16 protein-coding genes and 1 tRNA gene are annotated in these 22,123 nt (G+C 70.2%); 4 read left to right on the forward strand and 13 right to left on the reverse strand.

Annotated elements, in window-relative coordinates; all coding sequences use genetic code 11:
- Positions 1–7: 7 nt before the first annotated feature.
- Both WBA97_RS30320 and WBA97_RS30325 read right to left on the reverse strand, forming a co-directional pair.
- Positions 8–283 carry a hypothetical protein gene (locus tag WBA97_RS30320; protein WP_424234377.1) on the reverse strand — a complete coding sequence of 92 codons (276 nt, stop codon included), beginning with the start codon at positions 281–283 and terminating at the stop codon, positions 8–10.
- Between the two features lie 5 nt (positions 284–288).
- Positions 289–714, reverse strand: coding sequence for an uL11 family ribosomal protein (locus WBA97_RS30325; protein ID WP_424234378.1), 426 nt, complete (start codon positions 712–714; stop codon positions 289–291).
- A 74-nt stretch (positions 715–788) separates the two neighbouring features.
- Here WBA97_RS30325 and WBA97_RS30330 point away from each other — a divergent pair, with 74 nt between their 5' ends.
- The gene (locus WBA97_RS30330; protein ID WP_424234379.1) at positions 789–1,556 is read left to right on the forward strand and encodes a class I SAM-dependent methyltransferase; all 768 of its coding nucleotides are present in this window, start codon (positions 789–791) and stop codon (positions 1,554–1,556) included.
- A 10-nt stretch (positions 1,557–1,566) separates the two neighbouring features.
- Positions 1,567–2,388, forward strand: a complete 822-nt coding sequence (locus WBA97_RS30335; RefSeq protein ID WP_424234380.1) for a GNAT family N-acetyltransferase — start codon at positions 1,567–1,569, stop codon at positions 2,386–2,388.
- A gap of 88 nt (positions 2,389–2,476) precedes the next feature.
- Here WBA97_RS30335 and WBA97_RS30340 read toward each other — a convergent pair whose 3' ends face one another.
- The 3 genes from WBA97_RS30340 to WBA97_RS30350 all read right to left on the reverse strand — a co-directional run bounded on the left by WBA97_RS30340 (position 2,477) and on the right by WBA97_RS30350 (position 4,451).
- Complete coding sequence (locus WBA97_RS30340) at positions 2,477–2,995, reverse strand: gamma carbonic anhydrase family protein (RefSeq protein ID WP_424234381.1); 519 nt, start codon at positions 2,993–2,995, stop codon at positions 2,477–2,479.
- 21 nt (positions 2,996–3,016) lie between these two features.
- On the reverse strand, positions 3,017–4,069 hold the full coding sequence (locus WBA97_RS30345; protein ID WP_424234382.1) for a threonine aldolase family protein: 1,053 nt from the start codon (positions 4,067–4,069) through the stop codon (positions 3,017–3,019).
- A 305-nt stretch (positions 4,070–4,374) separates the two neighbouring features.
- Positions 4,375–4,451 (reverse strand) — tRNA-Thr (locus WBA97_RS30350).
- A gap of 101 nt (positions 4,452–4,552) precedes the next feature.
- Here WBA97_RS30350 and WBA97_RS30355 point away from each other — a divergent pair.
- The gene (locus tag WBA97_RS30355) at positions 4,553–6,484 is read left to right on the forward strand and encodes a hypothetical protein (RefSeq protein ID WP_424234383.1); all 1,932 of its coding nucleotides are present in this window, start codon (positions 4,553–4,555) and stop codon (positions 6,482–6,484) included.
- Between the two features lie 279 nt (positions 6,485–6,763).
- On the opposite strand, the gene WBA97_RS30360 is transcribed toward WBA97_RS30355, so the two are convergent.
- The 7 genes from WBA97_RS30360 to WBA97_RS30390 form a co-directional block, all read right to left on the reverse strand.
- The gene (locus tag WBA97_RS30360) at positions 6,764–7,960 is read right to left on the reverse strand and encodes a DNA polymerase III subunit delta' (protein ID WP_424234384.1); all 1,197 of its coding nucleotides are present in this window, start codon (positions 7,958–7,960) and stop codon (positions 6,764–6,766) included.
- A gap of 35 nt (positions 7,961–7,995) precedes the next feature.
- Positions 7,996–10,131 carry a bifunctional MFS transporter/dTMP kinase gene (locus tag WBA97_RS30365; RefSeq protein ID WP_424234385.1) on the reverse strand — a complete coding sequence of 712 codons (2,136 nt, stop codon included), beginning with the start codon at positions 10,129–10,131 and terminating at the stop codon, positions 7,996–7,998.
- Positions 10,132–10,237: 106 nt separating this feature from the next.
- Positions 10,238–10,786, reverse strand: coding sequence for a hypothetical protein (locus WBA97_RS30370; RefSeq protein ID WP_424234386.1), 549 nt, complete (start codon positions 10,784–10,786; stop codon positions 10,238–10,240).
- Positions 10,787–10,839: 53 nt separating this feature from the next.
- On the reverse strand, positions 10,840–12,057 hold the full coding sequence (locus WBA97_RS30375) for a hypothetical protein (protein WP_424234387.1): 1,218 nt from the start codon (positions 12,055–12,057) through the stop codon (positions 10,840–10,842).
- 40 nt (positions 12,058–12,097) lie between these two features.
- On the reverse strand, positions 12,098–14,884 hold the full coding sequence (topA, locus tag WBA97_RS30380; RefSeq protein WP_424234388.1) for a type I DNA topoisomerase: 2,787 nt from the start codon (positions 14,882–14,884) through the stop codon (positions 12,098–12,100).
- A 133-nt stretch (positions 14,885–15,017) separates the two neighbouring features.
- On the reverse strand, positions 15,018–15,617 hold the full coding sequence (locus WBA97_RS30385) for a hypothetical protein (RefSeq protein WP_424234389.1): 600 nt from the start codon (positions 15,615–15,617) through the stop codon (positions 15,018–15,020).
- 143 nt (positions 15,618–15,760) lie between these two features.
- Positions 15,761–18,067, reverse strand: coding sequence for a sodium-translocating pyrophosphatase (locus WBA97_RS30390; RefSeq protein ID WP_424234390.1), 2,307 nt, complete (start codon positions 18,065–18,067; stop codon positions 15,761–15,763).
- 257 nt (positions 18,068–18,324) lie between these two features.
- Between WBA97_RS30390 and WBA97_RS30395 the strand changes: the two genes are divergently transcribed.
- On the forward strand, positions 18,325–20,646 hold the full coding sequence (locus WBA97_RS30395; protein WP_424234391.1) for a DEAD/DEAH box helicase: 2,322 nt from the start codon (positions 18,325–18,327) through the stop codon (positions 20,644–20,646).
- A 671-nt stretch (positions 20,647–21,317) separates the two neighbouring features.
- Here the strand turns inward: WBA97_RS30395 and WBA97_RS30400 are convergent.
- Positions 21,318–21,947, reverse strand: a complete 630-nt coding sequence (locus WBA97_RS30400) for a bifunctional DNA primase/polymerase (protein ID WP_424234392.1) — start codon at positions 21,945–21,947, stop codon at positions 21,318–21,320.
- Positions 21,948–22,123: the final 176 nt, after the last annotated feature.

Raw genomic sequence — 22,123 nt, forward strand, 5'->3', positions numbered from 1 at the left:
CAGCGCTTCAGCCGACGCCACCCGGCCACCGCGACGAGCGACGCGAGCCCGCCGCGACGACCAGTTCCGTGTCGCGGCGGGCGGCGGCGACGTACACCACGCGCCACCCGCCGTCCACCGACCGCAGCCGAAGGCAGCACCCGGCCAGCACGTCGTTCAGCCGCGCCGCGGCGGCGTGCTCGTCCGGCCATAGAAAGACCACAGTAGACAGTCGCCGGTCACCGCTCGACAACAGCCGTTCCGCCGTCGCCAGCGCTGGATCGAGGACCCGGAACGGGGGCACGACTCTCATTCCACTATGGACACTCCCATCGAGCGGGCCGTGCCCGCGATGGTCCGCATCGCCGCGTCGAGGTCCGTCGTGTTCAGGTCGGGCAGCTTGCGCTCCGCGATCGCGCGCAGCTGTTCGTGCGTCAGCGAACCGGCGTCGTCGTGTCCCGGTCGTGCGGATCCCTTGCCGCCCAGCGCCTTCTTGATGAGGAACGACGTCGGCGGGGTCTTGTGCCGCAGCTCGAAGGTCCGGTCCTCGAAGACCGTGACCACGGCCGGCACCACGTCGCCGCGCTGCCCGGCCGTGCTCGCGTCGTAGGAACGCTTGACCTCCACCAGGTTCACGCCGGTCTGCCCCAGCATCTTGCCGAGGTCGACCATCGGCGCGTCGCCGGCCGGCAGCTCCAGCGTGACCTGGAAGGTCTGCTTCTTCTTCGGTGCCATGGGACAGCACGCTAGGAATTGACGTTACGTGAAACTCAAGTGCGATTTCCCGCACGCCTGGTTACCGTCCCAGCATGGACGCCGACATTCTCGAGTACTACGACCGCGGCGGCGAGGATGTCCGTCTCGTCGACTCCGTGGAACTGGTGCGCACCAAGGTCCTGCTGCAGCGTCACCTGCCGCGGAACGCGGATGTCCTCGACGTCGGCGGCGGTTCCGGGGTCTACGCGACGTGGCTCGCCGAGGAAGGCCACCGCGTCCGCCTCGTCGACCCGGTGCCCAGGCATGTTGCCACCGCCAGGGCCACGGGCATCGACGCGGTCGAGGGCGACGCCCGCGCGCTGGCCGAGCCGGATGCCAGTCGCGACGCGGTGCTGCTCCTCGGCCCGCTCTACCACCTGCTCGACCGCGCGGACCGCGTGCTGGCCCTCGCCGAGGCCGGGCGCGTCAGCAGGGACCTGGTCATCGCGGCCGCGATCAGCCGCTGGTCACCCATGTTCGAAGGCATGCTGAGCGGTCTGGTCGACGAGCCCGGATTCACGCCGATGCTGCGCGAGGACCTCGCCTCCGGCACGCGCCGCGGCACCCAGCACCACCCGTTCGGCTTCACGACGTGCTACTTCCACCGCCCCGAGGAACTCGTGGGCGAAGTGGCGGACGCGGGCCTCACGCTCGTCGACCTCCTCCCGGTCGAGGGCATGGCGCACTGGATCCCGGATCTCGCGGACCGCCTGGCCGACCCGGACAAGCGCGCCGTGCTCCTCGAACTGATCGAGCGCACCGAACACGAGCCCGCGCTCCTCGGCGCCACGGCGCACCTGCTGGTCATCGCCCGCCGGTAAAATGCGCGTCATGGATCAGGCGGCCGCGCTCGCGGCTTTCGAGGCCCAGTTGCGCAACGTGGTCCGCCCAACCCTGGACGGCGGGCAGTTCGAGCGTGCGGGGTCCGTCATTCGCTGCGTGGGCCAAGAGCCGAACAGCTGGTCGGGCGTCGAATGGTCCAATTTGGACGAAGCGACCGCCGACGATGTGATCGCCGAGCAGATCCGGTACTTCGCCGAACGGCGCCGCGATTTCGAATGGAAGTACTACGCCTACGACCGTCCCGCCGACCTGCCGGAGCGCCTGCTGAAGGCCGGGCTCGTGCCGGGCGAGGAGGAGGCGCTGATGGTCGCGGACGTCGCGGACGTGCCCGACATCCCGGCGCCGGAAGGCATCCGGCTCGTCACGGTGTCCGATGAGGACGGCCTGCGACAGGTTAAAGCCGTGCACGACAAGGTGTTCGGCGGCGACCACGGCCCGATGATCGACAGCATGCGCGCGCGACTGCCGTCCGGCGCGGTCGCACCGGTGCTCGCGCTGGCCGGTGACGAGGCCGTGTGCGCGGCCCGCGTGGACTTCCATATCGGCACCGACTTCGCGAGCCTGTGGGGCGGCGGCACGCTCCCGGAGTGGCGTGGCCGGGGCATCTACCGTGCGCTGGTGAGCCACCGCAGGAAGCTCGCGGCCGGACGCGGCTACCGCTACCTGCGCACGGACGCGCTGCCGACCAGCCGCCCGATCCTGGAGAAGCTCGGCTTCGTCCGCCTGACGACCACCGTCCCCTACACGCGACCGGACGAGAGCCTGTCCCAAGGATCTTTGATGCGAGGGTCTGGGCCTGACCAACAGTGACCTCAGGGGAACGTGACGGCACCCAGCCACCAACCACCCACGATCCGCAGCCGCCGCTGGGCCGACACCAACACGTTGAATTCCGGGGCTAGATCGGCTCGATGCCGTTGCGGTGCCTGCGTGCCAGGTCGCGGTAGATCTCGGGGTTGTGGTCCACCCATGCCTTGGCGGTGCCGGTGAGCGGCACGAACTTCTTGGCCGGTGAACCGATCGCGACCGTCTCGCCTGGCACCTTGGTCCCCGGTGTGACGGTCGACCCGGCCGCGATCAGCGCGCGGGGACCGACCACGGCGCCGTCAAGCACAACGGAACCGTTGCCCACCAGCGCTTCCGCGCCGATGGTGCAGTCGTGCACGAGACACAGGTGCCCGATGGTGGCGCCGGGCCCGACCTCGCACACGCCGGCGCCGACGTGGATGACCGAATTGTCCTGCACGCTCGCGCCCTCGCGGATGACGATCGCGCCGAAGTCCGCGCGGATCACCACGCCGTACCAGACGGACGCGTCCGCCTCGACCGTCACATCACCGACGAGCGTGGCGGTCGGTGCGATCCACGCGTCCGGGTGCACGACCGGCGACTTACCTTCGAAGGAGAAGAGGGGCACCCGGCTACCGTAATGCGCCACTCATGAGGCCCGCCGCACGACGTCCGCGAACAACGCCGCGACCTCGTCCGGTGAGAACCCCATGGCGTTCTCGGCGACCATCAGCTCCACACGACACCGATCGGGCCACGACTCGGGACGCGTACGGGTGAACAGGTGCACGCCCTGTTCCTCGACGAGTGCCTTGGCGGCCGCCTCGGCAGCCGCGGCAGGCATCGGAAGGCGGATGTGGAACAAAGGTGTGTGCGGCGGGTCGGGCAGCACGTCGACGACACCGCCCGCCGTGAGTGCCCCGGCGATGGCGACGGCGTGGTCCCGGAAGACGGCCATCCTTGGCAGCAGTTCGTCGAGGCCGACCAGCGCGGCGACGGCGAGCGGCCACGCGTCGGGAATGGCGCCGCCAAGCCGCTGCCGCCAGATCTCGGCGTGGTCGATCGTGGCGTCGTCCCCGGCGAGCACGGCGCCACGCACACCTTCGAGTCCTTTGTAGAGCGAGACGTACACGGTGTCGAAGAGCCCGGCGATCTCGGCGTGCGGCCTGCCGTAGAACGGCTGGGACTCCCACAGCCGCGCGCCGTCGAGATGAACGGCCACACCGCGGTCCCGCGCCCAGCCGACCTGCGCGGTCAGCTCGGCCCAGTCGGGCAGGAAGCCGCCGATCTCCCGCTGCGGCAGCTCGATCAGCAACGCGGCGACCGGCTCCTTGACACGGTCGAGGTCGCCTCGGGTCAGCATCCGCTCTGGCTCACCCGCGGGCTGGAACCGCAACCCATGGACGACGGCGTACCCGCGCTGCTCCCACAGGTCGAGGTGGTTGGTGGGATGCGCGGTGAAGGTGCGCCGCCCGGCCCGCTCGGCGTGGATGCGCAGGGCGACCTGCTGGGCCATGGTGCCGGTGGGAAAGAACAACGCCCTCGGCTTCCCGAGCAGCTCGGCGATCCGCCCCTCCAGCCGCACGACCGGATCCTGGGGCAACGCGTCGGCCGACACGGCGTCGAGCATCCGCCGCAACACGACGTGCGGCCTGCGCCGTGTGGGCCCGTACGCACCCAGCGACCGCTGAACTTCGCTCATGACCTGCTCCCCTGCCCCTAGCTCGGCACATGTTGCGCACGTTCGCGGTCCGCTGGCACGCCGACCAGACGCGCCCGGCTGGAGAACCGTACGTCGAACGCCTGAAGGAGGCCACGGCGTTCCTGGCGTACGGCGCGGGCGTCACCGACCCGTCACTGCTGCGCGCAGCAGTACTGGTACGCCACATGGCAACGGGAGTTCGCACACCTTGCCGCTCAGTGAGGCGTGGTGTCATGAAAAGACGCCCAGACGCGAGTCAGGCCCCGTCCACTCGACGTGGATCGGGGCCTGACCTGCATCTCACCTGGAGCCGCCTAAGGGAATCGAACCCTTGACCTGCTCATTACGAGTGAGCCGCTCTGGCCGACTGAGCTAAGGCGGCGAGGTGCCCATAGTGTAACGGGCGCCCGGGCGTCACCTCACGCCACCTCTCTCGTTACCTAGAGGCTGGTCGGGGCACTGGCGGAGTCGAGGAGGATGCCGATGCGCGGACGGTCACTGGTCGCGACGGCGGTGGGGCTTGCCGCACTGGTCCTCAGCCTGGTCGCCGCTCCTGCCGCTGCTGCCGCTCAGCCCACGACGCCGATCCCCACGCCGATGGACCCGGCGTCGCCGGGGATGTCGTCGCAGGTCGGGGCGGTGCCGCCGGGGCACGCCGTGGGTGATGCCGGAACCGGGCTTGGGATCCTGCGGATCCTGCCGAACTCGACGCCCACCAAGGCGATCGTGCCCAACATGGCCGACAAGCTGCCCAAGCAGGCGGCCGCGGAGCTCGGGTTCGGGCTCGCGTCGGCACAGGTCAACTCCGAGGCGTACCTGTCGTTCGAGCGGTCCGTCGCGCAGGCCGCGCCCGGTGGGCTCGCTGTCCAGGGTGGCAGCCCGCAGGCACCCGGCGCGTTGTCGCAGACCGCGTCGCCCGACAACGCGGAGCCCATCCACAACGGGCTGACGCTGCCGTCGACTCCGCTCGACACGCTGGTCCGCGGCGGCGCGCTCCAGGGGCAGGTGCACGCCAGGTGGAGCGACACGGCGGGCCCGTGCGTCGGGACGATTGCCGACGCCACCACGGAGATCGCCAGCCTCTCGCTGCTCAACGCGATCCCCACCCTGCCGTCGACGCCGGACCTGACCGGTGTGTTCGACGCCCCCAAGCTTGACCCGAGCGCCGACCAGGCCGTGGTCGACGGGCTCAAGAAGCTCGCAGGCCCGCTCAGCACCCTCGGCGGCGCGCTGTCCGGCGGCACGAAGCCCGCGGCTGACGGCGCGGGCTCGCTGGTGAGCCTGCAGAACACGCTGTCCGCGCGGTCGGTGGTGCGGCTCGTCGACATCCCCGGCTCGCCGAACAAGGCCGTGCAGTCGACGTCGACGATGCAGGTCGCGGCGCTGAAGCTGCTCGCGGGCACGCCGTTCGAGGTCGTCATCCGCGTGGTCAGCCAGCCGACGCTGCAGGTCACGTCGACCGGTGACGAGAAGACGTCGACGGTGAAGTACACGGCGCCGGTGCTCGCGGTCGAGCAGGGCGGCAAGTTGCTTGGCCAGCTTGACGTGGCCAACCCGAAGTTCGACATCCCGGTGGGCATCCCGCTCGCGCCGGGCGCGCCGAAGCTGCCGATCATCGGTGACCTGCTCGCGAACGGGCAGAAGGTCACGCAGGCACTGCAGCGGCTCGACCTCGGCGTCATCCGGCTGGGGGTCGCGCAGCTGGACCAGCGCGGCACGGCGATGACGACGCCGTTCAAGGGTTTCCAGCTCGGCGCGACGGCCCGGATGCTGGACGTGCAGGTGCTGCCGACGCAGGCGCTGGGCCTGCCGAACCTGCCGTCGGCGCTGGCGCAGGTCGCCCTGGGTGAGCAGATCGCGCGCGCGTACGCCCCGACCGGTGGTGTCGTGTGCCAGACCACCGAGCAGCCCGCGCCGCCCCCGACGCCGAAGCCGCAGGGCCGGGCGCCGATGGAGCTGGCCTACACCACGATGGCCTACAAGACGATCCCGATGTTCTGGGCGGGGACGGCCATGCTGCTGATCGGCGTGGTCCTGGTGGCGGCACTGCCCACGCTGCGCTCGCCACGGCTGGTGGAGGGCGGCCCACGCCTCACGGATCCGAGCCCGGACTCCGGTTCGGGATCGGCGGACGCGGACGCCACAGACCCCGAACCGGAGCCCGGCGCGGACACAGCCGAGGTCGAGCCGCCTGATGCCGGAGCCGCCGACGCGACATCCGCGGACGCCGACGTGGCCGACGCTGATGCGGAGCCTGCGGAGGAGCGCGCCGAGGTCACCGGCGCCGACGTGGCCGAGGAGGATGCCTCCGAACCGAGCGACGACGAGTCGGTGGAGGCGGAAAAATCGGCGAGTGACGTGGCCGAGCCCGTCGAGGGTCAGGCCGACGACAGGAGCGGTGAGACCGACAAGTAGACCCGGCTGAGCCGGCCCCTGCCTGGGGCCGGCTTGGCCTCCGGCCCCCTTGATCCACGCTACGGCACGGGGGTGACATCGACGGTCGGTCAGAGTGAGTTGTCCACAGGTGGCGGGGTTGTCCACAGATTGTATTTGCCACCCCATACGGAGGTTTACCTGCTGATCAGGGGTACAGGCGAGGCTCTGCACGATCATCAGGGCAGCTGCCTGTGGACAACTCCCCGGAACGGTCGGGGGTCGGCCGTACGCTGGCAACCGGGGGCCGGAGGCCACCCCTCAGCCGAAATGCATGGCCGTCAGCATCGCTTCTATCGCGATCCTCGGCTTCACGTTCAGCTCCATCGCCTCGCGGCACGCGAGCACGGCTTCCAGGCGCTTCAGCGTCGACTCCGGTGTCCACGCGCCCGCGGCCTGCCGTGCGTCGCGTTCGCGGTCCGGGTGGTTGAGCCTTGCGTTGCTGCCCGACGACACCACCAGCACGTCCCGGTAGAAGGCGGCCAGGTCGACCAGCGCCAGGTCGATGGCATCGCGCTGGGTCCTGGTGGCCCGGCTCTTCTGGCGGCGTTCCAGCTCCTTGATGGCCGCGGCGCTGCCCCTGGTCGCCGACGCGGTGCCCTTGCCGGTGCCGCCGTGGCCCATCGCGGTCTTCAGCGCTTCCTTCTCCGCCTCGTCGCGGGTGCCGCTCACCTCGCTGGCATCCGCCTCCGCCGACTTGACCAGGTCGTCCGCGCAGTCGAACACGTCGGCCAGGCGGCGCAGGTTCAGCGGGATGCGCAGCACCGACTCGCGGCGGGTGCGGGCGGCCTCGTCCGTCGCCAGCCTGCGGGCGCGGCCGACGTGACCACCACAGACCGACGCGGCCCAGCGCGCCATGTCGGCCGGGATGCCGTCGCGGGACTGGAGCACCTCCGCGATCGCCGCCGAAGCCGGCGTGCGCAGGCCAAGGTGACGGCACCGCGAACGGATCGTCATTGGCACGTCCTCCGGGTGGTCAGACGGCGCCGCCAGCAGGAACACCGTGCGTTCCGGCGGCTCCTCCACCGCCTTCAGCAGCGCGTTCGCCGCGCCTTCTGTCAGGCGGTCCGCGTCGGTGATGATCACCACCTGCCACCGGGCGCCGGTTGGCCTTCGCGCGGCGATCTGGACCAGCGAACGCATCTCCGCCACCGAGATCGACAGGCCCTCCGGCACGACGACGTGGACATCGGCATGCGTGCCCGCCATCGCCGTCCGGCAGCCCGCGCACTCGCCGCAGCCAGCGCCCGTCTCGCATTGCAGCGCGGCCGCGAACGCCTTCGCCGCCACCGAGCGGCCAGAACCGGGCGGGCCCGTGAACAGCCACGCGTGTGACACCGCGGACGTCGAGCCGCCGCCGAACGTGCCGTCCACCATCGACGCCGCCACCGCCGCCGACGCCGCCAGCACCTCGACGGCCTCCGGCTGGCCGACCACCTGCGACCACACGGTGCCCACAGCACGCCTCCGACTAGAACTGGCTAGATCACTGACTACGTGGCCCGGACCTCGTTCTGCCGGACCTCCACCGGAGCGAGGCTATCGCTCGGCACGAGGCTCGCGAGCCTGCGCCCGGCGAGCGCGGTCTGCACCGCGATCCGCACCCGCACCGCCACCTCCTCCGGGCTGCCGTCGGCGTCCACCACCACGTACCGGTCCGGGTCCGCCGCCGCCATCTCGGTCAGCACCTTCTGCACCTGCCAGTGGTCGGCCGACGACGACCGCGGGTGCGTCGATTCCAGCGTGCTCGGGTCGCGGTCCAGCAGGATCGTGATGTCCGGGCGCAACCTCGCCGTCGCCCAGTCCGCGAGGCCCTCGAGCTCGGCCGCGTCCAGGCCCGCCGCGGCGGACAGGTAGGCGAGTGGGCTGTCCACGAACCGTTCCATGACCACCAGCGCACCGCGGTCCAGGGCGGGCCGGATCTGCCGCTCCACGATGTCCGCGCGGACCGCCGCCGCCACCAGTGCGTGCGCGCGGGCGCCGGACAGCTGCGCGCCGGAGAGGACCGCCCGTAGCCGCTCGTCGTCCAGCGTCGGGTCGGTGGCCAGCAGCACTTCCTTGGCGCCGGGCCGTTTCAGCCAGTCGGACAGCAGGTGCGCCTGCATCGACGTGTCCGCCGAGTTGTCGCCCTCGACGGCCACCAGCAGACCCGTCGAGGACCGGCGTGGCTTGCGGCGGATCGCGTTCAGCAGGTCGGCGAGGATCGGCTCGGTACGCCGGTCGTCCATCTGCCGGTACGCGATCACCCCGACCAGCGCGGCGATGAGGCCGGCCCCCAGCAGGACCGGCCGGGTGCCGTCGATCGTCATCTCGCGGCCCCACACGGTGACCTTGTGCGGCTGCACCAGGCCGACGAGCAGCGGCGTCAGCGCCACCGCGCCCGCCAGGATGACCTTCATCAGTGACTGGTAGATCGCGTTGATGCGGCCGCGGATCGCGTCCTCGATCTGTGTGCCGATGATCGTCACGCCGGTGAGGAACGCGGCACCGGCGCAGGCGCCGACGACCATCACGGTGATCAGCGAGACGACCAGGTGCGGCGAGAGCGCCACGAGGCACAGCATGACGCCGGCCAGCACGATCGCGATGCCGAACAAGCGGTTGTGCGGCAGCCGCCGCGCGAGCTTCGGCGAGCCGGCCATGCCGGTCGCGAGGCCGATGAACATGGCGACGAACAGCAGGCCGAACGACGACGCGCCACCGCGGAGGCTGCTCGCGTACAGGTTCGCCGACCCGATCAGCGCACCAGCGGCGGCGAACGCGCCGATCATGCCGATGAGCAGGCCGCGGACCAGCGGCGTCGTGCGCACGAACCGGACCGCGTCGCGGGCCATCGCGCCGAAGCCCAGCTTCTCCCCCGACTCCTCGGCGGCCTTCTTCTCGGCCTTTCGTGCCTCGGCGAGCGGGGTGTCGCGGCGCGACAGCTCCGGGATGCGGGTGGCGACCAGGATCGCGCTCGTCAGGTACAGCAGCCCGATGATGACCACGATGATCTTCGCCATGCCGAAGCCCTCGGGGTCCGGCTGGATGTTCAGGTTCGTGGTGATGCCGGTGACCGCCGCGTACAGGCCCGCGCCGGTGATGACGGAGATGCCGTAGGTCATCACCAGGCCGAGCTGCGCCGCGGTCTCGACCTGGTCGGAGCGGCGCAGCAGGTTCGGCACCGCGGCGTCCTTCGACGGGATCCACATCATCGAGCAGCAGCCGATGAGGAAGTTCGCGATGAACAGCCACAGCGGGGTGCCGACGACCGCGATCGACACGAACAACGCGCAGCGCAGCACGTCACAGATGACCATGATCTTGCGGCGGTCGAACCGGTCCGCGAGCAGGCCGCCGATCGGGGCGAACAGCAGGCCGGGCAGCAGCTGGGTGAGGACGACACCGGCGAACGCGAAGCTCGCCGCCTGGTAGCCGATGTCCTCGGTCATCCTGGTGACCAGGCTGGTCAGCGCAAGCAGTGACAGCCAGTCACCAATGCTGCACAGGTAGGTGACGCCCCAGAGTCTGCGGAAGCCTCTGATCGCGAGCACGCTCCGCGCGCGGTGCGTGATGGAAGCGTTCGACTCGGCCGTCGGCCTGACGCCGCCGTCCCGTTCCGTACTCGCGCCCCCGATGATGCCAGCCACCCCATCTCCAAGCTGCCTGCGCTTCCAGCGTAACCGGGACGCGCATACGGCCGCCGACTCGGCCGCGCGGGTAAGGTAACGCGGCCAAGCTGAGAGTGCTGAGGCTTCAGCTGAACAGGGACGAGATCGTGTTGATCAGGCTCGCCAGCATGACGATGACGAGCACACCGATCACGAGCAGTAACAGCCCGACGGCGGCCAGCCCCGGGGAGAACGTCCCCCTGCGGATCGGCCGGGGCGGCCTGACCCGCTTCCTGGCCGGGATCAGTGCGGGCACCATGGGGCCTCGCCGCTGAACCGGGATGCCGACCGGCGGCGTCGGTGGCAGCGCGGGCGGCAGTACCGGTGCGGCGCTGGCCGCGGGACCGACATCGGTGCCGCCGTCACCGGCGTCCGGGTCGTTCGCGCCGAGATTCGGCTCCGGCATCGGCTCGGCGAGCGCGTCGGGCAGCGTCATCCTCAGCTCGGAGTCCTCGTCGAGCACCGACGCCATCGCCTCGCGGACCGCGTCGATGTCGGGCATCGATGGCTCCACCACGCGCACCCGGACCGCCTCCGCGTCGTACTTCCCGCCGGTGACCAGGCCGGACAGCGGATCTGCCATCAGTGGTGGTGGGCCGGGATCCTGGGTGCCGTCGTGATTCCAGCTCGCCATGTCATCCACTCCCTGCGCTACTACTCGGTGACGTACCGCATCTGTCTTTCAGACTAGAAGTCTTCACCGCGCCGGGCGAGATAAACCTGACGCGCGGCAAGGGAAACACGAACGTCATTCAAGAGCGGTTCGAAGAACGCGTCGCGGTAGTGCTGGTCGGTGGCGGCGGAGGCGGCGAAGTACAGGCCCGAGAACGCGGCGAGGAACAGCGACACGTGCACGAGCGCACGCGGCAGCGGCAACGCGATCCCGAACAGCGTGCCCTGGATCTTCGAGAAGCCGTCGCCGAGCCACGAGTCGATCACCGGGCCGTTGATGGCTAGCGCGCCCAACGCGATGAGCAGGAGGAACACCAGGACGCTGAGCACGAGGATCTGCAGCAGCTGTGCGACGAAGAGCACCAGTGTGATGTTCGCCCGCTCCCGGCGGGCCAGCGGCAGCGGCTCGATCGGCGGCCCGTCGACGGCACCGGCGAGCGGCGTGTCCCGCAGCAGGCCGGCCAGGTTGTCGAGCTTGTCCCCGGCGACCTTGTCGATCATCGCGCGGAGTTCCTCGTCGAGCCTGGCCGCCATGAACAGGACCGCGAGCACCGCGAACAACGCCACGACGAGCCACAACCGCCAGCGCGGCAGCCCGTCGGCGATCTGCCACATCTCGGCGGAGAAGAACGCGAAGATGACGACCAACACCAGCAGTGGCAACGCCTTCGTCGCCATCCGGCCGACCGTGCCCAGCTCGGCGACGGCCTTGCGCAGCCCCCACGAGAGGATCGAGCCCGCACCGACCCGGACGGCCAGCAACATGAGCAATGTCACGCCGGCGGTGATCGCGAGCGACACCCACAGGGGCGACCGCAGCCCGGTCCACCACTCGGTGAGCGGCAGCACGACCACGTTCAGCAGCAACACGATCCGCGCGAGCAGCCACCGGCCGCGCGGGGACAGCACCCGCATCCACCGCGACGCGCCCCAGCCTGCGACGAGCGGCACGACGACCGCCGCCAGGATCACCACGAGCAGCAGGAACACGTACGCGGTGTTGGCCATGCGCCGTTCCAGCTCGGCTTCCCGCACGTCCAGCAGCCGGGTGACGACGCTGATCAGCGGATCGATGATCAGCACGAACACGAGCGCGGGCACCGAGCGTTGCAGCAGACGCGACCCGCGCTCGTCGCTGCGCACCACGAGCGGCAGCCCGCGCCACCGGAACCAGGACTCGACGGCTCGCCGGTCGAACCCGCTGGCGCCGGTCACCCCGTTCGCGTCACCCATCCCGCCCCCTCACCCGCTCGGTGATCGGGACGCTATCCAACTACGACTTGGACTTGGCCGGAGCCTTCTTGGCCGGAGCCTTCTTCGCCGCGGTCTTGGTCGTGCCCGCCCTGCGGGTCGTGCGCTTGGGTGCCGGGCCCTTCGCGCGCTTCTCCGCGAGAAGCTCGGCCGCCCGCTCGTCGGTGAGCGTCTCGACGTTGTCGGACTTGCGCAGCGACGCGTTGTACTCACCATCGGTGACGTAGGGACCGAACCGGCCGTCCTTGACCACCATCGGCTTGCCGGAAACCGGGTCGTTGCCCATCTCCTTGAGCGGCGGCGCGGACGCGGCGGCCTGCCTGCCACGGCGTTTGGGCTCGGCGTAGAGCTTCAACGCATCCTCGAGGGTGACCGTGAACAGGTCCTCCTCGTTGGCGAGCGACCGCGAGTCGGTGCCCTTCTTCAGGTACGGGCCGTAGCGGCCGTTCTGCGCGGTGATCTCCTCGCCGCTGACCGGGTCGTTGCCAACCACCCTCGGCAGCGACAGCAGGCGCAGCGCGTCCTCGAGAGTGATCGAGTCGATGGCCATCGACTTGAACAGCGAGCCCGTGCGCGGCTTGACCTTCTTCGCCTTGGCCGATGCCGCGTCATCCTGCTCGGGCAGCACCTCGGTCACGTACGGGCCGAACCGGCCCTCCTTCGCGACGATGTCGTGCCCGGTCACCGGGTCCGTGCCGAGCGTGCGGCCCTCGACAGGAGTCGAGAACAGCTTCTCGGCCAGCTCGAGGTCCAGCTCGTCCGGCGGCAGGTCCTCTGGCAGGTTCGCCCGCTGCGGATGCTCCGCGCCGTCCGGGCCCTCGCCGTCGCGCTCCAGGTAGGGGCCGTACCGGCCGACGCGGACGACGACCGGGCGCTTCTGCTCGTCGTCGAACAGCGGGATCGAGTTGATCTCACGGGCGTCGATCGTGTCGACGCCCGAGCCGACCAGCTTCTTCAGCCCGCCGTCCCGGCCGACCGACCCCTCTGGGCCGACGTCGCCGCCGAAGTAGAAACCACTCAGCCACGTCGTGCGCTGCTGCTCACCGGAGGCGATGCGGTCGAGCTCGTCCTCCATCGCGGCCGTGAAGTCGTAGTCCACGAGCCTGCCGAAGTGCCGCTCCAGCAACCCGACCACGGAGAACGCGATCCAGGACGGCACCAGCGCGGAACCCTTCTTCCACACGTAGCCGCGGTCCTGGATGGTGTTGATGATCGACGCGTAGGTCGACGGGCGGCCGATGCCGAGCTCTTCGAGCGCCTTGACCAGGCTCGGCTCGGTGTAGCGCGGCGGCGGGGAGGTGGAGTGGCCGTCCGGGCTCAGCTCGGTCGCGGTCACCCCCTGGTCCTTGACCAGCTGCGGCAGCCTGCGCTCGGCGTCGTCAGCCTCGCCGCCCTCCTCGGTGTCCACGGTCTCGACGTAGGCGCGGAGGAAGCCGGGGAACGTGATCGTGCGGCCGGAGGCGGCGAACGTGCACTCCTCGCCGGACCCGGCGGTGCCGGTGATGCGGACGCTCATGGTGGTGCCGCGCGCGTCGGCCATCTGGGAGGCGACCGTGCGCTGCCAGATCAGCTCGTACAGGCGGAACTCGTCGGTCTCCAGCTCACCAGCGACCTGGCCCGGCGTGCGGAACACCTCACCGGCGGGGCGGATGGCCTCGTGCGCCTCCTGCGCGTTCTTGACCTTGCGCGTGTACTGACGCGGCTGCGGCGAGACGAACGCGTCGCCGTACAGCTCACGAGCCTGCGCACGGGCCGCCGAGATCGCCGTCTCGGACAGCGTCGTGGAGTCGGTACGCATGTAGGTGATGTAGCCGTTCTCGTACAGCCGCTGCGCCACCCGCATGGTGCGGTCGGAGCCGAAGCGCAGCTTGCGGCCCGCCTCCTGCTGCAGCGTCGAGGTCATGAACGGCGCGTACGGGCGGCGGGTGTACGGCTTCTCCTCGACGGAGCTGACCCGCATCGCCGAGCCGGTCAGCGCGCCGGCCAGCCGGCGGGCGTCGGCCTCGTCGAGGCGCAGCACGTTGTTCTTGAGCCTGCCGTCCGGGCCGAAGTCGCGGCCGGTGGCGAGCTTGTTGCCGTCCACGGCGACCAGGCGCGCGCCGAAGTTGCGTGGCTCGGCCTCCGCACCGGCGTCGAGCTTCGCGGAGATGTCCCAGTACGAGGCGGAGACGAACTTCATCCGCTCCCGCTCGCGGTCCACCACGATGCGGGTGGCGACCGACTGGACGCGGCCTGCGGACAGGCCGCGGGTGATCTTCTTCCACAGGACCGGGCTGACCTCGTAGCCGTAGAGGCGGTCGAGGATGCGCCGGGTCTCCTGGGCGTCGACCAGGTCCTGGTCGAGCGGGCGGGTGTTCTGCGATGCGGCGATGATCGCGGACTCGGTGATCTCGTGGAAGACCATCCGGCTCACCGGCACCTTCGGCTTGAGCGCCTCGAGCAGGTGCCACGCGATGGCCTCGCCCTCGCGGTCACCGTCTGTCGCGAGGTAGAGCTCGTCGACGGTCTTCAGCGCTTCCTTCAGCTCCGTGACCGTGGCCTTCTTGTCCGGCGTGACGATGTAGATCGGCTCGAAGCCGTTGTCGACGTTCACGCCGAGGTTCGACCACGACTCGCCCTTGTACTTCGCGGGCACCTCGGCCGCCTTGCGGGGCAGGTCGCGGATGTGCCCCCGGGAAGACTCCACGACGAAGTTCCGGCCGAGGTAGGAAGCGATCTTCCGCGCCTTCGCCGGCGACTCGACGATCACCAGCCGCCGCGGCTCGGCCCCCGCCGACCCGTTCTTCTTCGTCCCGTTAGAACCTGCCACGCCGTCCCGCTCTCTTGTCCGAGCCCTGTTCTCAGCTCGCTAGTGTGCACGTTGCACACGGTGATACCTACCCCCAGGTGCCCCGCAGCACACTTTCGGCTGTGAGACACGATCTGTTACCTGGGTAGCACGCCTAGGCGCTCTGGCGCACCCTCAATGCCGCCGGCCAGTGCGTTTCGGCCGTAACGGAGGGTGGCCTGCCGACCAGTTCAGCGAGCCTGCCGAGCCGTCGCCGACCGGAAATTCGCAGGCCCGGCCCCTCGTCCCCGCCGGCATGCAGGGTAGCGGGCAGTCCCGAGGCGCTCAGCGCCCCTCTCACAGACTCATACGTCCTCGGCGCCTCGGGGTCGAGTCCGAGGAGGTAACTCCCCGCGACCCACGTGCCCGCCGCGAGTACCCACAGTCGCAACGCGCCGCCGTCGAGCGTTAGTCCGTTCGGGGCGAATTTCTCGCCTTCCTTCATCCACGCCTCGGCCAGCGGCAGCAGATCGGCCCGGAAGGCGGTGCGCACCCCGTGCGCGCCGTCCTCGGTCACCGTGTGCGTGCCGTCGATCCCCCGTTCGGCCAGTGCGCGCACCACCAGCCGCGCCCGCCACGGCTCGTCCACCCGGAGGGACAACCGTGCCGCCGTCCTGGCGAACTCGGCCAGCTGGGCCTGGCAGCACAGCAGGCCTGCGAGGTCACCGGCATGCGGCCGGTTGGCCTCCGCGGAGTAGAACGAGAGCTGCGCCACCCGGCCAAGGGTAGAACACCAGTTCGATCTCGGGAAGAGTGACCGGTAATCGAGCCGGTGCGGTGCGCCATCGCGCAGCGTGGCCGAACACGAAACGGCCCGCCTCCGATCGTGCCGGAGGCGGGCCATTCGTTATGGATGGATCAGGCAGCGCCGTTGCTGACGGCCTCCGCCGGGTTCTCCGCGATCGCGGTACCGCGCCGCTTGGACACGAACACCGCCGCGACGATCAGCAGGAGCGCGACGACCGCGAACACCGCACGCAGTGCGCCGTTCTCGTCCGCACCGATCGACAGCGTGACGATCGCCGGGGCGATCAGCAGCGAGACCAGGTTCATCACCTTGATCAGCGGGTTGATCGCCGGGCCCGCGGTGTCCTTGAACGGGTCACCCACGGTGTCGCCGATGATCGTGGCCTCATGGGCGTCGGAGCCCTTGCCGCCGTGGTTGCCATCCTCGACCAGCTTCTTCGCGTTGTCCCACGAACCACCCGAGTTGGCCAGGAACACGGCCATCAGGGTGCCGGTCGCGATCGCGCCCGCCAGGTAACCGGCCAGCGGGCCGGTGCCGAGGCCGAAGCCGACGGCGATCGGGGCGAGCACCGCGAGCAGGCCGGGGGTGGCCAGCTCACGCAGCGAGTCGCGGGTGCAGATGTCCACGACGCGGCCGTACTCCGGGCGGACCGTGCCGTCCATGATGCCGGGGTTGGCGTGGAACTGGCGGCGCACCTCGTACACCACCGCGCCGGCGGCACGGGACACCGCGTTGACCGCGAGGCCCGAGAACATGAACACGACCGCCGCGCCGAGGAGCACGCCGACCAGCACGTTCGGGCTGACGATCGACAGGCTGAACGCCGCCTCGCCGGACGTGTCCTCCCCGATCTCGACCAGCTTCTCGGTGATCGCGGTCAGGTAGGACCCGAACAGCGCGGTCGCGGCGAGCACCGCCGTCGCGATCGCGATGCCCTTCGTGATGGCCTTCGTGGTGTTGCCGACCGCGTCGAGCTCGGTCAGGATCGCCGCGCCATCGCCGTCGACGTCACCGGACATCTCGGCGATGCCCTGCGCGTTGTCGGAGACCGGGCCGAACGTGTCCATCGCGACGATGACGCCGACGGTGGTGAGCAGACCGCAACCGGCCAGCGCGACCGCGAACAGCGACACGAACAGCGAACCGGACAGCAGGAACGCGCCGTACACGGACGCACCGATGACGACCGCCGTGTAGACCGCGGACTCGAAGCCGACCGAGATACCGGACAGGATCACGGTGGCCGCACCGGTCAGCGAGGACTTGCCGACGTCCTTGACCGGCTTGTACTCGGTGCCGGTGAAGTAGCCGGTCAGCCACAGGATGATGCCGGCGAGCACGATGCCGATGATCACCGCGACGGTCGCGATGACCGCCGGGCTGCCACCGATGTCGGTCTGCGAGGCGCCGTCCAGCTCGGAGAACGAGCTCGGCAGGAACACGAACGCCGCGATGGTGCACAGGATCGCCGAGATCACCGCGGAGATGTAGAACGAGCGGTTGATCGCGGTCAGGCCGCTCTCACCGACCTTCGCCCGGGTGATGTAGACGCCGATGACGGCGGTGATGATGCCCAGCGCCGGGACGATCAGCGGGAACAGCAGGCCCTGCGAACCGAAGGCCGTGGAGCCCAGGATCAGCGCGGCGACCAGGGTCACGGCGTAGGACTCGAACAGGTCCGCTGCCATGCCAGCGCAGTCACCGACGTTGTCGCCGACGTTGTCGGCGATGGTGGCGGCGTTGCGCGGGTCGTCCTCAGGGATGCCCTGCTCGACCTTGCCGACCAGGTCGGCGCCCACGTCGGCGGCCTTGGTGAAGATGCCACCACCGACACGCATGAACATCGCGATCAGCGCGGCGCCGAAGCCGAAGCCCTCGAGCACCTTCGGTGCGTCACCCGCGTAGACCAGCACCACGATCGCGGCGCCGAACAGGCCGAGGCCGACGGTCGACATGCCGACCACGCCACCGGTGCGGAACGCCACGCGCATGGCGGTCTCGCGACCACCCTGCTCGCGGGCCGCCGCGGCGACACGCAGGTTCGCCTGCGTGGCGAGCCACATGCCGAGGTAGCCGATGGAGAACGAGAACACCGCGCCGATGATGAAGAACAGCGAGCGGCCGATCCGTTCCCCCCAGCCGTCGGCGGGGAGGAAGAAGAGGAGCACGAACACGATCACGCCGAAGATCGTCAGCGTGTTGCGCTGCCGCTTCAGGTAGGCGCCGGCGCCCTCCTGGACCGCCTTCGCGATGTCCTGCATCTTGGCGGTGCCCTGGCCAGCGGCCAGCACCTCCTTCAGCAGCACGTAACCGACGGCTAGGGCGGCGAGAGCGATCACGGCGACTACGACGACGATGCCGCGGTCACCGCCGGTCAGCGTTGGACCGCCTTCCGCCGCTAGGTACTGCCAGGACATCAGTCCTCCTGGGTTTGCCCGATGTGGCACGGTTTCCGCGATCGCCGAGGACCGCCGCAATCGTCCGTTGAGGACGGGTGCGCCACCAGGGGTATTTGATGGGACCGGCGGAGTCTATTGGTTGTCCTCACCGCAGTTGCGAGGCGGCCTCCCAACTGCGGATTCTCCGGATTCGTGATCGATCAAGAGCATCGATCCAGAATTGCGGTGAATATGTGCTCGAATCGTTGTCGGTGCTGTGTGCTTCCCTTGCTCCCGTGAGTCGCCTCCTGCTCGACCGCGTACTGGCAGGCGTGCCGAACGGCGAGACCCCGCTGCGGCACGTCCGTGAGCTGCCAGAGCGATCCGCGGCGTCCGCCGACTGGCCGTCGTGGGTGCCCGCCGACCTGCGCACCGCCCTCGCGAGGTGCGGGGTGGAGCGGCCGTGGCGACACCAGGTCGAGGCCGCGACCCACGCCCGCGACGGCAGGCACGTGGTGGTCGCGACCGGCACCGCGTCCGGCAAGTCGCTCGCCTACCAGCTGCCCGTGCTGAGCGCACTGTCCGAGGACCGCCGGGCGACCGCGCTGTACCTGTCGCCGACGAAGGCGCTGGGCGCCGACCAGCTGCGGGCCGTGCGGGCCCTGGACGTGGAAGACGTGCGGCCCGCGTCGTTCGACGGGGACACGCCGATGCCCGAGCGCGACTGGGTGCGGGCGCACGCGCGGTGGGTGTTCACGAACCCTGACATGCTGCACCGAGGGATCCTGCCCGCCCACGCCAGGTGGGCGTCGTTCTTCCGGCGGCTCACCCATGTGGTCGTCGACGAGTGCCACGGCTACCGGGGCGTGTTCGGGTCGCACGTCGCGCTGTTGCTGCGCAGGCTGCGCCGGGTCGCGGCGAAGTACGGCGCCGACCCGGTGTTCGTGCTGGCGTCGGCGACCGTGTCCGACCCGGCCACGTCCGCGTCCCGGCTGTCCGGGGTGCCGTGCGTGGCGGTGACGGACGACGCGTCGCCGAGGGGCGCGCGCACGGTGGCGCTGTGGGAGCCGCCGCTGCTGCCCGAGCTGGCCGGGGAGAACGGCGCGCCGGTCCGCCGGTCCGCCGGCGCGGAGACCGCGCGGATCATGACGGACCTGGTGGTGGAGGGTGCCCGCACGCTGGCGTTCGTGCGATCGCGGCGGGGCGCGGAGCTGACGGCGTTGTCCGCGCGGCACGCACTGTCCGAGGTGGACCCGTCGTTGCCCGCGCGGGTGGCGGCGTACCGGGCTGGCTTCCTGCCGGAGGAGAGGCGGGCGCTGGAGCAGTCACTCGCCGACGGCAGGCTGCTCGGCGTGGCCAGCACGAACGCGCTGGAGCTGGGTGTCGACATCGCGGGGCTGGACGCGGTGGTGGTGGCCGGTTATCCGGGCACGCTGGCGTCGTTCTGGCAGCAGGCGGGCCGGGCAGGGCGGGCGGGTGACAGCGCGCTGGTGGTGTTCGTGGCGCAGGACAACCCACTCGACACCTATCTGGTGCACAATCCGTCGGCGATGCTGGACAAGCCGGTGGAGGCGACGGTCATCGACCCGGCGAACCCGTACGTACTGGCGCCGCAGCTCGCCTGCGCGGCGATGGAGATGCCGCTCACGGAGAAGTGCCTGGCCACGTTCGGGGGGCAGGCGGCGAGGCGGGTCGTCGAGGACCTGACCGCCGACGGCATCCTGCGCAGGCGCCCGACGGGCTGGTTCTGGACGTCCCGCGAACGCCCGCACGCGTCGGTGGACATCCGCGGTTCCGGCGGCGAGCAGGTGGCGGTGGTGGAGGCCGACTCCGGCCGGATGCTCGGGACCGTGGATCCGGGGGCGGCGTTCACGACCGTCCATCCGGGAGCGGTGTACCTGCACCAGGGCACGTCGTACGTGGTGGACGACCTTGACCTGGAGACGGGCCTGGCGATGGTGCACCGCGAGGACCCGGAGTGGTCCACGTCGCCGAGGGAACAGATCGACATCTCCGTGCTGTCGGTCGAGGAGAGGACCGAGCACGACGACGGCGTGACGGTCAGCCTGGGCGAGGTGGCCGTGACCTCGCACGTGGTGGCCTACCTGCGAAAACTGCCGTCGGGTCAGGTACTGGACCAGATCCCCCTCGACCTGCCTGAGCAAACCCTCAACACGAGGGCGGTCTGGTACACGCTGACCGACGACCTGCTGGCGGAAGCGGGCCTGACGAAACACGAGATCCCCGGCGCACTGCACGCGGCGGAACACGCGGCGATCGGCCTGCTCCCACTGTTCGCGACCTGTGACCGCTGGGACATCGGCGGTGTGTCCACGGCACTGCACCCGGACACCGGCGAACCAACGGTGTTCGTCCACGACGGACACCCGGGCGGCGCCGGTTTCGCGGACCGCGCCCACGCGGCACTGATCCCCTGGCTCACAGCGACGAGGGACGCGATCGAGGCGTGCGAATGCCCGTCGGGCTGCCCGTCGTGCGTGCAGTCCCCCAAGTGCGGCAACGGAAACGAGCCACTGCACAAGGAAGGCGCGATCCGCGTACTGACCACGGTGCTGGACGCGGTCGCCGTCTCGTCACCGGAGTCCAAAGCATCCTGAGCCCACCCACGCCGCGCCACCGCACGCGCTGACTCAGGCCTCGCTGCCTGCTCTCCCGCAACGCGTCACTGAACCAAGGTCGCGCGATCCGCTCACCCGAGCCGTGTCCGCAATCCGAACCACCTCAAGCGGCGCCTCCGGAAGCCGCGACCCCATCAAGCCCGCGCGCCGCCCTCGCCAAGCCGCGCGCCAACCGATCCGCCGGATATCGAGTGTCCTTTTTGGACAGTCCACACATGACAGAGCGCCGGGGCGGCATTAGCCGACCCCGGCGCTCTGAGTTAGCCGGGCGCGCGAGGAGCGATCTCCACCGCTCGGGTCGTCGCGCGACTTTTCGGGATGTCGGCAGGGTTTCCGGCCACCTCATGGAGGTACGGGGAGGCAGCTGCCTCCACGAGGTGTCGGTCACCCTTCGGGCCAGGTGTTTGCCGACGGCGGTGCGGGTACCGCCATATCCCTGGTTGTCGGTCGCGACGCGGGAGATCTGGCTCCTCCGGCGAGCGCCCGGCATGCTGCCCGTCCCGTCCGGCCGCTGTAGGTGCGGGAGCAGCGCCGAGTCGGGGCGGGTTGGTTGCGGTGATGCCGCGCGGATGCGCAATGTCACCGCTGGTTTGCCGGATGGGTGCGATCCGGCAAAGCTTTCGGGGGTTCGGACCCCGGCCGAGGACTGTTCAGTCCGCGACGACGAGCCGACCGCCGCGAGCGTAGGTCGCCGCGTCGGCGATCGCCTCCGCCAGCGCGTCCTGCACGACGCTCGGCTCGGGCATCTGCCAGCCACAAACCTCGGGACGAACTCGCCAGTGCACGACACCGTGGTGGACGGGCGTCGGCGGCAGCGGCACGAAACTGCCCGCCGCGTGCAGCACGACATCGCCCTGCTCGACAAGTGACCGGGCCAGCTTCTGCCCCGTACGGACCAGGAAGGTCCAGCGGTCGTCCGGCGTCGCGATGATCGGCACCGGCAGCCCGACCGCACGCAGCACACGAGCAGCGCCGCGCCCAAGGTGACCGGGCACCTCGATCGCGTCGAGCGTCACGCCGGTCGCCAGCAGCACGCTGTACGGCCGACCGGTCCACCACGTCGCGACCTGCTCCGGCTTGGTACCGATGCGATCCTGCCAGTCGGCGTGCACCGGCACGGGGCCGACGCTCTCGACGCCTTCGCGACCCGCCCACTGCGAGCCCGCCAGATAGGTGCCTGGCACCACCGGCCAACCGCGCCACGCGAGGCCGATGGCCTGCGCACGGAGTTCGACGCGGAAGGCCCTGCGCCAGCTATCTGACGTTTCCATGTCCAACATGACGAGCTCTTGCCTCTCCTTGGTCTGGGCGCCCGGTGCGGCGGGTGCCCTGGGGATTACTTAACGGCACGACAGTGGCCGAAAGAAACTTGCAGTCGACAACTGGTCGTCCACGCACGGTGAAACGAACTGCGGCTGACGAGCGGCTGAACTCGCCATGTTCGTTAATCGGCGAT

The organism is Actinophytocola sp., from assembly GCF_049647105.1.
In the GTDB taxonomy this organism is placed as follows: Bacteria; Actinomycetota; Actinomycetes; order Mycobacteriales; family Pseudonocardiaceae; genus Actinophytocola.